Below are 14,542 nucleotides of genomic sequence, written 5' to 3'. Positions count from 1 at the left end.
GCCGCATAAACCGCGACCTTGTCTGGGCGCTTTCGGGCGCTCTCCGGTGCCAGAGTTGAATGATCGGACTGGTCCTCGTGACGCATGGGCATCTGGCCACGGAGTTCCGTGCCGCGCTCGAACACGTCGTCGGCCCTCAGCAGAACCTCGCCACCATCGCCATCGCTCCCGATGACGACATGGAAAGCCGTCGCCGCGACATCATCGCGGCGGTCGAGCAGGTCGAAAACGGCAGCGGCGTGATAGTCCTGACCGACATGTTCGGCGGCACGCCGTCCAACCTCGCCATCTCGGTGATGGAGCCGGGCCGCATCGACGTCGTCGCCGGCATCAACCTGCCGATGCTGATCAAGCTCGCCAGCGTGCGCGAGGAGAAGACCCTCGACGAAGCGGTGACCAGCGCGCAGGATGCGGGCCGCAAATACATCACCGTCGCCAGCCGGGTGCTGGCCGGCAAGTAGGGGCTCTCCGTGGACGTCAGGCGCGAAGCCGAGGATTGCGACTGCCCGCAGGTCGAGATTCCGGCCGGCGCGCTCCATGGCGAGTTCGAGATCATCAACAAGAAGGGGCTGCACGCCCGCGCCACGGCGAAATTCGTGCAATGCGCCTCGAGCTTCGACGCCGACGTCACCGTCACCCGCTGCGGCGAGACGGTCGGCGCGACCTCGATCATGGGCATCCTGACGCTGGGCGCCGGCATCGGCTCGACCATCACGGTCGTGGCGACGGGCCGCGAGGCGAAGGAAGCGCTGGCGGCGCTGGAAGCGCTCGTTGCTGACAGGTTCGGCGAGGGGGAATAGCCCCTGATGTGGCGCGACACGCAGGCTTTGCTGGCTTTCGCCAAAGCCGCTGGCGTCGTCGTTGGGCTCGGCTGCTTTTTCGTACTTCTGTTCAGAGGGCGCATCTCGCTTCGCGCCATGCGCGAGCGGCGCTGGTGGTGGCTGTAAGGCTCTCGGTCTCGGTCGTCCGTGTGACGACCGCCCAGGTCTTCCTTGATCGAGGGCGATGTTCAAGACGGGGGTGCTCGGGACAAGCCCGACCATGACACCACACACACGGCGTGCGCCCGCGAACTCAAGACATAAAGACATCTTTATATCTTTGATTGCACTCCGCAGCCGACGCTGCTAAAGACCCGCCCGTCATTCAAGCACCCTCTGCAAGAGCCCCTTGCAGGAACGAGCAGTGGAGCACGCCCCGTGTCGAAGACCGATTACGTCGTCAAGGACATCAGCCTCGCGGATTACGGCCGCAAGGAAATCAACATGGCCCAGGACGAGATGCCGGGCCTGATGGCGATCCGCGCCGAGCACAAGGGCAAGTTCCCGCTCAAGGGCGCCCGCATCGCCGGCTGCCTGCACATGACCATCCAGACCGCCGTGCTGATCGAGACGCTGAAGGAACTCGGCGCCGATGTGCGCTGGTCGTCCTGCAACATCTTCTCGACCCAGGACCACGCCGCAGCTGCGATCGCCGCGACCGGCACCCCGGTCTTCGCCATCAAGGGCGAGACGCTGGAGGACTACTGGGAGTACGTGCTGAAGACCGCGACCTGGGGCGACGGCGGCACGCCGAACATGATCCTGGACGACGGCGGCGACCTGACCATGCTGATCATCCTCGGCGCCGAGGCGGAAGCCGGCAAGGCCGAGTTCCTGGACAAGCCGGGCAATGAGGAAGAGACCATCTTCTTCAAGCTGATCAAGCGCGAGCTCAAGGCCAATCCGGGCTGGTTCACCAAGACCCGCGCCGCGATCAAGGGCGTCTCGGAAGAGACCACCACGGGCGTTCACCGCCTGTATGAGCTGGCCAAGGCCGGCCGCATGCCCTTCCCGGCGATCAACGTCAACGACTCCGTCACCAAGTCGAAGTTCGACAACCTCTATGGCTGCCGCGAGTCGCTGGTCGACGCCATCCGTCGCGGCACCGACGTAATGATGTCGGGCAAGGTCGCGGTCGTCTGCGGCTATGGCGACGTCGGCAAGGGCTCGGCCGCCTCGCTGCGTCAGGCCGGCTGCCGCGTGCTCGTCACCGAGATCGATCCGATCTGCGCGCTGCAGGCGGCGATGGAGGGCTATGAGGTCGTGACGATGGAAGACGCCGCCCCGCGCGCCGACATCTTCGTCACCGCCACCGGCAATCTCGACGTCATTACCGTCGAGCATATGCGCGCCATGAAGCACCGCGCCATCGTCTGCAACATCGGCCACTTCGATTCCGAGATCCAGGTCGCGGGCCTGAAGAACTTCAAGTGGGACAACGTCAAGCCGCAGGTCGACGAGGTCGAGTTCCCCGATGGCAAGCGCATCATCCTGCTCTCGGAAGGCCGCCTGGTGAACCTCGGCAACGCCACGGGCCACCCGTCCTTCGTGATGTCCTGCTCGTTCTCGAACCAGACTCTGGCCCAGGTCGAGCTCTGGAACCACCACGCCAAATACGAGAACAAGGTCTACACCCTGCCGAAGCATCTCGACGAGAAGGTCGCGGCGCTGCACCTCGCCAAGGTCGGCGCCAAGCTGACCGTGCTGAACGATGCGCAGGCAAAGTATCTCGGTCTGGCCCCGACCGGCCCGTTCAAGCCTGAACTCTACCGCTACTGACATCCGGCACAGTCCGAATGCGAGAAGGTCCGGCGTTCGCGCCGGGCCTTTTTGTTTGCCGGAAGGCTGAGTCCTTTCGGCATCACCGCTACTAATAGAATCGCAGCCGGCCAGAGCCCCTATGGATTGATGGCGGACGGCTTCCAGTTCGGTGCTTTCAAAATTCGCCCGATTTACCGGCCATTAAGCACTTCCTGCCGGACTCCACGGATGAGTAGAGTGAAGCTGATTCGGGCTCAGCGCCCTTGCGCGAACCGGATCGACACGCAGTGATCGGTGTCGTGGCAGGCGTGCGTCGGGTGCCCTTCGAAGTGGCCTCCCTGGACGGCGTAGCGTCGTTCAATGCCCGGTTTCGAATGCACCGAACACCCGGCGGCCCTGCGCTGCCCACGAGGAAGACGGACGCGGGATGAAACGGTCGAGCCGACAGGAACGGAGCAGCGGTGGCTGGCGCCGGCATGCGCTTGTGCCGGGGCTCGCAGCCAGCCAGGCCCCCTCCGCCGCGCTGGCCCAGGGCGAATGGCTGGCACCGCTGCGCCCCGACCTCTTCAGCACCGGCGCCCTCTCGGTGATCGTCGCCGGGCTCACCGTCTTTGCCGCGACCACATCGCTGGTCTATGTCCGCGAGCGCTCGCGCTGGCAGCGCCGCGAGAACGAGCTCGCGCGCGAACTCGAAACCGCGCGCGGGCAGCAGGACCGCCTGTCGGCGCTGCTCGCCGCCGATCCGCAGGTCGTCGTCTCCTGGAACGGGCGCAATGCCGAGCCGATCTTCGAAGGCGACAGCGGCTTCCTCGGCGCGCCCGGTGCAACGCTTGCGCTCGCCTATGGCGCCTGGGCTCCGCCAGCCGATGCCAAGAAACTCGAACTGGCCACGGACGCCCTGAAGGAACGCGGCGAGTCCTTCGGCTTCACATTGCGCAGCAAGACGGGCCCCTTCATCGATGTCGAGGGACGGCCCGTGGCTGGCCGCGCCGTCATCCGCTTCCGCGAGGTCACGGGCGAGCGCGCCCAGGTGCTGGCGGTGCGCGGCGAGCTGGAGCGCGTCAGCGGCGACCACAAGACGCTCGCCGGGCTGCTCGCCGGGCTGCCTCAGCCGGCCTGGACCCGGACGCCCGAGGGGCGCCTGAGCTGGTGCAACGCCGCCTATGCGCGCGCCGTCGAGGCCGCCGACGGCAGCGAAGCCGTCAAGAACGGACTCGAATTGCTCGACCGCAGCGAGCGCGAGGGCGCAGCCAGGGCTCGGCGCGAGGGCCAGTCCTTCTCGGTGCGGGCCCCTGCCATCGTCGCCGGACAACGCCGCACGCTCGACATCCTCGAATTGCCGACGCCGACGGGATTTGCCGGCATCGCCACCGATATGAGCGAGCTGGAAGCCGTTCGGGCCGATCTGCAGCGCCAGATGGACGCCCATATCCGCACGCTCGACAGGCTCAAGACGGCGGTCGCCGTGTTCGACGCCTCGCAGCGGCTGGTCTATCGCAATCCCGGCTTCGAGACGCTGTGGTCGCTCGATGCCGGTTTCCTCGACGGCCAGCCGAGCGACAGCGAAATCCTCGACCGCCTGCGCTCCGAACGGCGCCTGCCGGAACTCGGCGACTATCGGAGCTGGAAGGCCGGCGTCCAGGCCGCCTATACCTCGACGCGCGCCAATGAGGATTGGTGGTATCTGCCGGACGGGCGCACCATCCATGTCGTCGCCAGCCCCAATCCGCAGGGCGGCGTGACCTATCTGCTCGACGACGTGACCGAGCGCTTCACGCTCGAGTCACGCTTCAACGCACTGTCGCGGACGCAGCGCGAGACGCTCGACTCGCTGCGCGAGGGCGTCGCCGTGTTCGGCTCGGACGGGCGGCTCAAGCTCTCCAACCCCGCCTTCGCGCAGTCCTGGAAGATCCAGACCGACCTCACGAGCGCCGCCCCCCATATCGACGAAGTCGTCAGGCTGTGCCGGCCGCTGTTCCCGCAGGACGAGATCTGGAGCGAGTTGCACAGCGTCGTCACCGGCGTGCGCGATGCGCGCGAGGACTATGGCTGCCGGATGGAACGGCGCGACGGCACGGTGCTGGACTGCGCGGCCGCCCCGCTGCCGGACGGGGCGACGCTGATCACCTTCGCCGACGTCACCGCCAGCGTGAATGTCGAGCGCGCCCTGACCGAGAAGAACGAGGCGCTGGAGAAGGTCTCGCGGCTGCGCGAGGACTTCGTCCACCACGTCTCCTATGAGCTGCGCTCGCCGCTGACCAACATCATCGGCTTCGCACAGTTGCTTGGCACGGAGGCGATCGGCGCGCTGAACGAGAAGCAGCGCGACTACACCTCGCACATCGTGCGTTCCTCGGGCGCGCTGCTCGCCATTATCAACGACATCCTCGACCTCGCGACGATCGACAACGGCGCGCTGACGCTGGAGCTCGAGGAGGTCGACGTCGCCGAGACCATCGCCCAGGCGGCGGCCGGGCTGCATGACCGCCTGACCGACAGCAAGCTCGACCTCAAGGTCGAGATCGCCCCTCAGACCGGCCCGCTGCGGGCCGACGGCAAGCGGCTGCGCCAGGTCCTGTTCAACCTGATCTCGAACGCGATCGGCTTCTCCTCGCCGGGCCAGACCATCACGGTCAGCGCCGTCCGTAGCGGCAACGATGTCCGCATCACCGTCGCCGACCAGGGCCGCGGCATCCCCGCCGAGGTCAAGGAGAAGGTGTTCGACCGCTTCGAGAGCCATTCGCTCGGTTCGAACCATCGCGGCGTGGGGCTCGGCCTCTCGATCGTGCGCTCGATCGTCGAGCTGCATGGCGGCCATGTCGAGCTCGACTCGGCGCCGGGGCGCGGCACGCGCGTGACAGCCGTGTTCCCCTCCGAAGGCCTGCGGATGTCGGACGCGGCGGAATGACCGAGGAAGCTCGGAAGAGCGGCACGCACAGGCTGGTGCTGGCCGACGAGGCCGCGACGCTGCGGCTGGCCGCCGATCTCGCCGCGATCCTGAAGCCCGGCGACATCGTCGCGCTGTCGGGCCATCTCGGCGCCGGAAAGTCGCTGCTGGCACGCGCCATCCTGCGCGAACTCGCGGATGATCCGGCGCTCGAAGCCCCGAGCCCGACCTTCACGCTGGTCCAGAACTACGAGACGCCGCGCGGCAGCGTGCTCCATGCCGATCTCTACCGCGTCCGCTCCCCCGAGGAGCTCGACGACATCGGCCTCGTCGAGGATCTCGACCGCCTGATCACCCTGGTCGAATGGCCCGACCGCGCCGGCGCACGGCTGCCGGGCGGCCGCCGTCTCGACATCGTGCTCGACGTCGATCCGCAGAACCCGGAGACCGGCCGCATCGCCGATCTCTCCGGCGGGGTACTCTGGCGCCAACGGCTCTCGATCGCGATCGCGACGCGTCGCCTGATCGACGAGGCCGGCTGGGGCGAAGCACGGCGCGACTACATGCAGGGCGACGCCTCGAGCCGCGCCTATGAGCGGCTGACGCAGGCCGACGGCACGAGCGCCGTGCTGATGATCTCGCCGCCGCGCCCGGACGGCCCGGCGATCCGGCTCGGCAAGCCCTATAGCGCCATCGCGCATCTGGCGGAGACCGTCGACGCCTTCGTCGCGATGGATCGCGGGCTGCACTCGCTGGGTTATTCGGCGCCCGAGATCTACGCGCAGGATCTCTCGACGGGGCTGCTGCTGATCGAGGATCTCGGCAGCGAAGGCGTGGTCGATGCCGACGGACCGATCCCCGAGCGCTATGAGGCGGCGGCGCGCCTGCTCGCCGACCTGCACCGCCACACCCTGCCGACGATCCTGCCGGTGACGGAAGGACGCGACCATGTCGTGCCTGACTATGACCGCGGCGCGCTCGCGATCGAGACCGAGCTGGTCCTCGAATGGTATGCGCCCCATATCGCCGGCGTGACCCTTCCGGCCGTGACGCAGGCCGAATTCTCGCGGATCTGGAACCGGCTCTTCAACGAGATCCTGGAGGCGCCGGGCACCTGGACGCTGCGCGACTTCCACTCGCCCAACCTGATCTGGCTGCCCGAACGCGAGGGTCATGCCAAGCTCGGGCTGATCGACTTCCAGGACGCGGTGATCGGCCACCCGGCCTACGACCTCGCCTCGCTCGGGCAGGATGCGCGGATCGACGTGCCCGCCGCACTCGAATTGCGGATCCTGGCCGCTTATGGCGCGGCGCGGCGCAATGATGATCCGGAGTTCGACCTCGCCGGCTTCGCCCGCGCCTATGCGATCATGGGCACGCAGCGCAACACCAAGATCGCCGGCATCTTTGCAAGACTCGACAAGCGCGACGGCAAGCCGGCCTATCTCAAGCATCTGCCGCGCATCGAGGCCTATCTGCGCCGCAACCTGGAGCACCCCGCGCTCGAAGAGCTGAAGGGTTGGTACCAGGCGCATCTGCCGAAGCTGTTCGAGGTGGAGTGAGTTCGCCCGGCTCCGTCATGCTCGCCCTTGTGGCGAGCATCCACGCCTTGAACACGCCCCGCGACCAGCGAAGACGTGGATGGTCGGGACAAGCCCGACCATGACGCGCTATGAACCAAGCTCGCTCGCAGCCGGGAGATTCGCGTGACGCAGGCCAGTTCTCGACCGATCCGCCGGGCCATGGTTCTGGCGGCCGGACTTGGCCAGCGCATGCGCCCGATCACCGACACGCTGCCCAAGCCGCTCGTCGCGATCGGCGGCAAGCCGATGCTGGATCACGCGCTCGACCGGCTCGCCGAGGCCGGTGTCGAACAGGCCGTGGTCAACGTCCATCATCTCGCCGGGCAGATCGAGACGCATCTCGCTTCACGCGCCACGCCGCGGATCACGATCTCGGACGAGCGGGCGCAGCTTCTGGAAACCGGCGGGGGCGTGAAGAAGGCCCTGCCGCTGCTCGGACCGGGCCCCTTCTTCCACGTCAACTCCGATTCGCTCTGGAGCGAAACGGAACGCTCCAACATGAGCGCGATGGCGACGGCCTGGGACCCCAGCAGGATGGACATGCTGCTGCTGCTGGCCGAGCGCGAGGGCAGCGTCGGCTTCGATGGGCGCGGCGACTTCTTCCGCGACGAGGACGGGCTGCTGACGCGGCGTGGCAGCGCGACGAGCGCACCTTACGTCTATGCCGGCGTCGCCATCATGAAGCCCGAGCTGTTTTCGCACACGCCCGAGGGCCCGTTCTCGCTCAACCTGCTGTTCGACCGCGCTATCGCGGCCGGCCGGTTGCACGGCCTCGTCCTCGAAGGCCAATGGCTGCATGTCGGCACGCCCGAGGCGATCGGACCTGCGGAAGCAGCCTTCACCGCAGCCAATCGGGTCCATGCCTGAGCTGAACCTCTTCTCCATCCCGGCCGGCGCTCCGTTTTTGGAGGTGCTGGCGCAGGCGATGCTGGAGGGGCGGTTCGGGCGGGTCCACGACCCTGATGACCCGGCCGCCATGGCGCGGGCAACGCTCTATTTGCCGACGCGGCGGGCTGCGCGCGCCTTCGCCGCCTGCCTCTCCGACAAGCTCGACGGACGGCCGCTGCTGCTGCCGCGCATCATGCCGCTCGGCGATGTCGACGAGGCCGAGACCGCGCTGATCGGCGCCGGCGCCTGGGCCGAGGGGCGGCTCGGGCCAATCGATCCGCTGGCGCGGCGCATGCTGCTGACCCGGCTCGTCGATGCCTGGGGCCGCAGCGCCAATCGCAGCCATCTCAGGCTTGATCCGTCCGAACCCGCGCTGGTGCCGGCGACATTGGCCGAGGCCTATGGGCTGGCCGGCGACCTCGCAGCCCTGCTCGACCAGATGCAGACGGAGGACGTCGCGATCGAGTGCCTGGCCAGGCTCGACGCGGCGCGCTTCGACCGAATCTGGCAGCTCAACGCCAGCTTCCTCGCCATTCTCGGCGAGGCTTGGCCAGACATTCTCGCGGAGCGCGGCGCCTGCGACCCCGCGGATTTCCGCAACCGCATGCTCGCCGCCGAGCGCGAGCGACTGCTCTCGGGCGCAGTCACAGGGCCGATCATCGCGGCAGGCTCGACCGGCACGGTGCCCGCCACGGCGCGGCTGCTGGCGGCGATCGCGAGACTGCCGAACGGCGCGGTCGTGCTGCCGGGCATCGATCTCGACCTTGCCGATCCGGCCTGGAACGCGATCGCCGAGGAGCCTGCGCCCTCGCATCCGCAGGCGGCGCTGCATCATCTGCTGGAAACCCTGCAGGCGACCCGCGACGACGTCCGGAGCCTGGTGCAACCGGATGCCCCGCGCGCCGCCCGGTCCCGGCTGCTGCGCGAAGCCCTGCTGCCGGCCTCGGTCACCCAGAGCTGGGCCGATCTGCGCGAGCGGCTCGACGCCGACGAGGCCGCCCGCGCCTTCCAAACCCTGTGTCTCGTCGAGGCGGCCGACGAGCGGCAGGAGGCTCTGACTGTCGCGATCGCGCTGCGCGAGACGCTGGAGGAGCCCGGCCGGCAGGCGGCGCTGATCACGCCCGATCGGGGCCTCGCCGAACGCGTCACCGTCGAGCTCAGGCGCTGGGGTGTGGAGGTCGACGATTCCGCCGGGCTGCCGCTGGCGCGCTGGCCGGCCGGCTCGCTGTTGCGCCTGATCCTGGAAGCGGCGCTGGCGCAGTTGACGCCGACCGCACTCGTGTCGCTGCTGGCGCATCCGCTCTGCCGGCTCGGCCTAGCGCGCGCGGATGTCGAGCGCGGCGCCTCGGCGCTCGAGATCGGGCTGTGGCGCGGTGTGGCCGTGGGCAAGGGGCTGGCGGGTCTGCATGTCAGCCTGACGCAATGGGACGACATGCGCAGCGCGCGGCATGCGCCCGGCCCGCGCCGTCGGCTGACCGAGGGCGATCAGGCGGCCGCGACTGCGATCCTGAACCGTCTGGGAGAGGCGTTCGCGCCCTTGCTGGAGGCGCTCTTCCTGGCCGCGCCCGCGCTGGCAGGGGTGATGCAGGCGGCACGGTCAGCGCTCGAAGCCGTCAGCCGCGACGAGGACGGCCCTGCCCTCGCTTTCACCGGCCCTGACGGCGAAGCGCTGGCCAGCCTGTTCGACGATCTCGGCGCCGCTGAAGCCGACATGCCCGCCGGCGGACGGCCAGCCGATTTCGTCGCCATCCTCGACGGGCTTCTGGCCGAGCGGGTGGTGCAGCGGACGGGGGGCGGTCATCCGCGCGTGAAGATCTGGGGCCTGCTCGAAGCCCGCCTTCTCGAGGCCGACCATGTCGTGCTCGGCGGGCTGAACGAGACCGTCTGGCCGCCGGAGACGAAGACGGATTCCTTCCTCAACCGGCCGATGCGGGCCGAGCTCGGCCTGTCGCCTCCGGAACGGCGCATCGGCCAGACCGCGCACGACTTCGTGCAGGCGCTCGGGGCATCGCAGGTCACGCTGACCCGTGCGCGCAAGGCCGGCGAGGCGGAGACCATCGCCTCGCGCTTCTGGCAGCGGCTGAAGGCTGTGACGCCTGCGGCGGTCTGGGGCGAGGCACTCGCCCGCGGCGCGCGGCTGACGGCATTCGCCTCGGCGCTGTCCGCCCCTGCGCCCGTCCGCCCGGTGGCACGCCCGGCGCCGAAACCGCCGCGCGCGCTGCAGCCGCTCTCGCTCAGCGTCACCGATGTCGAGACGCTCTATCGCGACCCCTACCAGATCCATGCCCGCAAGATCCTGAAGCTCGATGCGCTGGACGCGCTGATCGAGGACCCGGGGGCGCAGGATCGTGGCAACCTGCTGCACGACATCGTCGCGGATTTCGCCCTCGCCTATCCCGAGCAGTTGCCGGCCGACGCTCTGGCGCGGCTGATCGAGATCGGCGCGTCGAAGTTCCGCCAGTTCGACGATGCGCCGGAGGTGCGCGCCTTCTGGTGGCCGCGCTTCCTGATCACGGCCGGACATTTCATCGCCTGGGAGGGGCGGCGGCGCGGTGAGATCGCGCGTATCGGTGTCGAACTCGGCACGGGTACTGATTTCGCCCTGACCGACGGATCCAGCTTCAGGCTCAGCGGCCGGGCGGACCGGATCGAGCTGACGCGCGAGCCGGCCTTGCGCATCATCGACTTCAAGACCGGCGCGCCGCCGAGCAAGGCGCAGGTCGAGAAGGGCTTCGCGCCGCAACTGACGCTGGAGGCGGAGCTTGCGGCGCGGGCCGGCTTCCCGCCCCTGGCCGGCCCGACGCCGGTCGCGGCGCTGCTTTACCTCAAGCTTCACCACGATCCGAAAAGCTGGGCCAAGGACAAGCCGCTCGATTTCGACGGCGAGCCGCTGGCCGATGTCGCCGCGCGCCATCTCCAGCGCCTGCTGGACCATCTCGACGCACTGCGCGGCGGCCGCGAGGCCTTCGTTTCGCGAAGGGCACCCGACTATATCCGCTACGCCTCGCCTTACGACCATCTGGCACGGGTCAAGGAGTGGGCCGCCGCCTCCGACAGCGACGAGGGGAGCGAAGCGTGAAGCCGGGCTGGATCGTCCCGCCGCTGACGAACCAGCGCCAGGCGCTGGCCGCCCATCCGCGCCTCAGCGCCTGGGTCTCGGCCAATGCCGGCTCGGGCAAGACCCATGTGCTGGTCAACCGCGTCCTGCGGCTCCTGCTCGACGGAGTCGCGCCGAGCCGTCTGCTCTGCATCACCTATACCAAGGCAGCCGCCGCCAATATGGCGAACCGCGTCTTCGCCGCGCTCAGCGCCTGGGCGACGCTGCCCGAAAAAGATCTGATCGACACGCTGGCGAAGCTGACCGGCGAGCAGCCGTCAGCGCCGCAGCGCGCGGATGCGCGACGGCTGTTCGCGCAGGCGCTGGAGACGCCGGGCGGACTCAAGATCGAGACCATCCACGCCTTCTGCACGCGCGTGCTGCAATCGGCACCGTTCGAGGCGAATGTGCCGCCGCGCTTCGAGGTGGCCGACGATCTCGCCCAGGCCGAGATGCTGCGCGAGGCGCGGCGCGAATTGCTGCGGGCCGTCGCGGCCGATCCGCAGGGCGCGGAAGCCGAGGCGCTCGACCTGCTCGCCCATCAGGCGGCACAGGATACCTTCGACGCGATGATGCAGGAGGCCTTGCGCCAGCGTGCCCTGTTCAACGACGCGGACGGGCGCGCCCGCGATCCGGGTGAGATGCGGGACGGCATCGCCGCGGTCCTGGGGATCGCGCCTGATCTGTCGGCCGCGACCGTCAAGGCCGATTTCCGCAGCGCAATCGCTGAGATCGCGGGATTGGGCGGGCTGATCGAGGCGCTGGCCGTCGGCAGCCAGACGCGGCAGAATTTCGCCGCGACGCTTCGTTCCCTGCTCGCCGGCGTCGACGATGGCGATCCCATCGCGTTCTGCCGGCGCGGCTTCATCACCGATGCCGGGACGATCAACATCAACATCAGGGGCAAGGGCAAGTCGGAGTTCGAGCCCCCCCTTCTGGCTGTGCTCGACGAGCTGGCTGGGCTTCTGCTCGCAGCCGCCGACCAGTTGAACGCCATCGCGATCCGCGACCGCAGCCATGCGCTGGCCCTGCTGGTGACGCGGATGCTCGCCTCCTATCAGCGCCAGAAGAGCGAGCGCTCGCTGCTCGACTATGATGATCTGATCGCCAGGACGCGCTCGCTGCTGACCCGGGTCGAGGCCGCCTGGGTGCTCTACAAGCTCGATGCGGGAATAGACCACATCCTGCTCGACGAGGCGCAGGACACCAGCGAGGCGCAATGGGCGATCCTGCGCAAGCTCGCCGAGGAGTTCAGCGCCGGCGAAAGCGGGCGTGAGGAGAGCCTGAAACCCCGCACCGTCTTCGTCGTCGGTGACGAGAAGCAGTCGATCTACGGCTTCCAGGGCGCCGCGCCCGCCGCCTTCAACGAGCAGAAGCGGCAGCTCGGGCAGCGCATTATGGAAGCCGAGCAGCGCTTCGAGCCGATCAGCCTCAACACCTCCTTCCGCTCGGCGCCCGACATCATGCAGGCGGTCGATGCGGTCTTCGCCCTGCCCGAGCATGCGCGCGGGCTCGTTTTCGACGGCGCGGACCGGCCGGAGACCCATGACACGGTGCGCCGTGGCGCGGCGGGCTGCGTCGATCTCTGGCCGCTCTGCGCCAACGACACCGCAGAGCCGCCCGACGCCTGGACGACGCCGGTCGATGCGCCCGAGCGGCGCAGCGGCACCGCCAAGCTGGCCCAGCGCATCGCGGCGACGCTCAGCGAGTGGACGCGCCGGAGCTTGGACGACCTCGGCAACCCGTTCTCGCCCGGCGACGTGATGATCCTGCTGCGCCAGCGCGGCGCGCTGTTCGAGAACATCGTCAAGGCGCTGAAGGATGCGGGCGTCCCGGTCACGGGCCGGGACCGGCTGACGCTCGCCGAGCATCCGGCGGTGGAAGACCTCGTCGTGCTCGGCCGGACGCTGCTCCTGCCGGAGGACGACCTGACGCTCGCCACCGCGCTGAAGACGCCGCTGATCGGCCTCGACGACGACGACCTGCTGCGGCTGGCCCCGGGACGGAAGGGCTCGCTGCGGCAGGCGCTGCGTGAGGCGGGGCCGACGCAACCGCGCTATGCCTCCGTCGAAAGGCAGCTGACCGAGCTCGCGGACGAGGCCGGGCGCTGCGGGCCGTTCCGCTTCTTCGCCGGGCTTCTCGGGCCCGGCGGTGGGCGCAACCTTGCCTTGGCCAGGCTCGGCGCCGAAGCGGGGGACGCGCTCGACGCCTTCCTATCCGCCGCACTCGACCATGAGCGGCGCTACGGTCCCTCGCTCGCCGCTTTCCTGCAGCACATCAATCAAACCGCGACCGATGTGAAGCGCGACCTGTCGTCGAGCGCCGGCGAGGTCCGGGTCATGACGGTGCATGGCGCCAAGGGGCTGGAGGCGAAGGTCGTCATCCTCGCCGATCTCGCCCCGGCCCCCGGCGCCAAGCGCCTGCCCAAAATCATGGCGATCGAGCCACCGCGCCGGCAGGCGGTGCCGATCTGGCCGCCCGCCAGCGCCGAGGATGCAGCCGCCACGGCAGCCGCGAAGGCACGCATCATCGGCCAGATGGTCGAGGAGCATCACCGGTTGCTCTATGTCGCGATGACGCGGGCTGAGGACCGGCTGATCGTCTGCGGCGCGCAGGCCAAGGGCGAGGCGCCCGAGGGAAGCTGGTATGCGATGGTCGAGGCGGGCCTCGCGGCTTCCGCGACCGGCCTCGCCGAGATCGGCGAGAGCGAGAGTGCCATCAGGCGCTTCATGGTCTCGCCGCCGCAACCGCAGGACGCTCCAAGCCAAGCTACAGCAGCGTCGGCCGTGCCGATTCCCGCCTGGCTGCGGACGCCGCCGCCGCGCGAGGCCGAGCCGGCTCCGCCTCTCAAGCCTTCCAGCGCGCTGGCCGCGGCCGATGCGCCGAACCGGCCCGCAGACGGTCCGTTCCTGGCCGAGGCCGCGGCCGCCGGGCGCTTCGCCCATCTTCTGCTGCAGATGCTCCCGGAGATCGCGCCCGATCAGCGCGGCTCGGTCGCGCAAGCACTCGGCGCAGCACGGGCTGGAGCGGTGCCGGCCTCTCGACGCGAGACTATCATCGCCGAGGCGCTGGCGCTGCTCGCGGTGCCGGCATTGGCCGCGCTGTTCGGGCCGGGTTCGCTTTCGGAGGTGCCCATCGCCGGCACGGTCGAACTGGGCGATGGCGAAAGGCGCCCGGTCTCCGGCCAGATCGACCGGCTGGCGATCTCGGCGGATGAGGTCGTCATCGCCGATTTCAAGACGACGGCCAGCCCGCCGCGCGACGTGGAGGCGATCCCGGAGACGACGCTGGCCCAGCTTGCGGTCTATCGCGCGCTGATCGGGCAGATCTACCCGGGCAGGTCCGTGCGGGCATTGCTGGTCTATACGGCGACGCTGACCCGGCTGGAGCCCGCTCCGGCACGGCTCGACGCCGTGATGGAGCGGCTCGGCACGGCCGGCAGGACGGCTTCCGAGCCAGGGAGGAGCCCCATGCTCAGCGACGCGCCATGAGAATCCTGCCACGC

9 protein-coding genes are annotated in these 14,542 nt (G+C 69.1%); all 9 read left to right on the top strand.

Translation table 11 applies throughout. The features are described from left to right. Positions 1 to 59: 59 nt before the first annotated feature. The 9 genes from AC1RMY_RS15170 (at position 60) to addA (ending at position 14,528) form a co-directional block, all read left to right on the top strand. Positions 60 to 461, top strand: coding sequence for a PTS sugar transporter subunit IIA (locus AC1RMY_RS15170; protein WP_492865792.1), 402 nt, complete (start codon positions 60 to 62; stop codon positions 459 to 461). A 57-nt stretch (positions 462 to 518) separates the two neighbouring features. Beyond that, positions 519 to 800 (top strand): HPr family phosphocarrier protein, encoded by a 282-nt coding sequence (locus AC1RMY_RS15165; RefSeq protein ID WP_492865987.1) that lies wholly within the window; start codon positions 519 to 521, stop codon positions 798 to 800. 6 nt (positions 801 to 806) lie between these two features. Further along, positions 807 to 947, top strand: a complete 141-nt coding sequence (locus AC1RMY_RS15160) for a hypothetical protein (RefSeq protein WP_492865791.1) — start codon at positions 807 to 809, stop codon at positions 945 to 947. Between the two features lie 252 nt (positions 948 to 1,199). Next, the gene (gene ahcY, locus AC1RMY_RS15155) at positions 1,200 to 2,600 is read left to right on the top strand and encodes an adenosylhomocysteinase (RefSeq protein ID WP_492865789.1); all 1,401 of its coding nucleotides are present in this window, start codon (positions 1,200 to 1,202) and stop codon (positions 2,598 to 2,600) included. Between the two features lie 409 nt (positions 2,601 to 3,009). Further along, positions 3,010 to 5,490, top strand: a complete 2,481-nt coding sequence (locus AC1RMY_RS15150) for a sensor histidine kinase (protein WP_492865788.1) — start codon at positions 3,010 to 3,012, stop codon at positions 5,488 to 5,490. Further along, positions 5,487 to 7,031 (top strand): tRNA (adenosine(37)-N6)-threonylcarbamoyltransferase complex ATPase subunit type 1 TsaE, encoded by a 1,545-nt coding sequence (tsaE, locus tag AC1RMY_RS15145; RefSeq protein ID WP_492865786.1) that lies wholly within the window; start codon positions 5,487 to 5,489, stop codon positions 7,029 to 7,031. The genes AC1RMY_RS15150 and tsaE overlap by 4 nt, the downstream gene beginning before the upstream one ends. A 180-nt stretch (positions 7,032 to 7,211) precedes the next feature. Beyond that, positions 7,212 to 7,919, top strand: a complete 708-nt coding sequence (locus AC1RMY_RS15140; protein ID WP_492865985.1) for a nucleotidyltransferase family protein — start codon at positions 7,212 to 7,214, stop codon at positions 7,917 to 7,919. Then, positions 7,912 to 11,019, top strand: coding sequence for a double-strand break repair protein AddB (gene addB / locus AC1RMY_RS15135; RefSeq protein WP_492865784.1), 3,108 nt, complete (start codon positions 7,912 to 7,914; stop codon positions 11,017 to 11,019). The genes AC1RMY_RS15140 and addB overlap by 8 nt, the downstream gene beginning before the upstream one ends. Continuing rightward, positions 11,016 to 14,528 carry a double-strand break repair helicase AddA gene (gene addA / locus AC1RMY_RS15130; RefSeq protein ID WP_492865782.1) on the top strand — a complete coding sequence of 1,171 codons (3,513 nt, stop codon included), beginning with the start codon at positions 11,016 to 11,018 and terminating at the stop codon, positions 14,526 to 14,528. Before addB ends, addA begins: the two co-directional genes overlap by 4 nt. The last annotated feature ends 14 nt before the right edge of the window (positions 14,529 to 14,542 follow it).

Source organism: Allobosea sp. GW822-FHT03F07 (genome assembly GCF_058801345.1).
This window is presented reverse-complemented; position numbering and strand designations above follow the sequence as displayed.

Bases quoted from the DNA above. Each gene is read 5' to 3' on its own strand.
- AC1RMY_RS15170 (WP_492865792.1), top strand. From the start codon at position 60: ATGATCGGACTGGTCCTCGTGACGCATGGGCATCTGGCCACGGAGTTC.
- AC1RMY_RS15160 (WP_492865791.1), top strand. From the start codon at position 807: ATGTGGCGCGACACGCAGGCTTTGCTGGCTTTCGCCAAAGCCGCTGGC.
- AC1RMY_RS15150 (WP_492865788.1), top strand. From the start codon at position 3,010: ATGAAACGGTCGAGCCGACAGGAACGGAGCAGCGGTGGCTGGCGCCGG.
- tsaE (WP_492865786.1), top strand. From the start codon at position 5,487: ATGACCGAGGAAGCTCGGAAGAGCGGCACGCACAGGCTGGTGCTGGCC.
- AC1RMY_RS15140 (WP_492865985.1), top strand. From the start codon at position 7,212: ATGGTTCTGGCGGCCGGACTTGGCCAGCGCATGCGCCCGATCACCGAC.
- addB (WP_492865784.1), top strand. From the start codon at position 7,912: ATGCCTGAGCTGAACCTCTTCTCCATCCCGGCCGGCGCTCCGTTTTTG.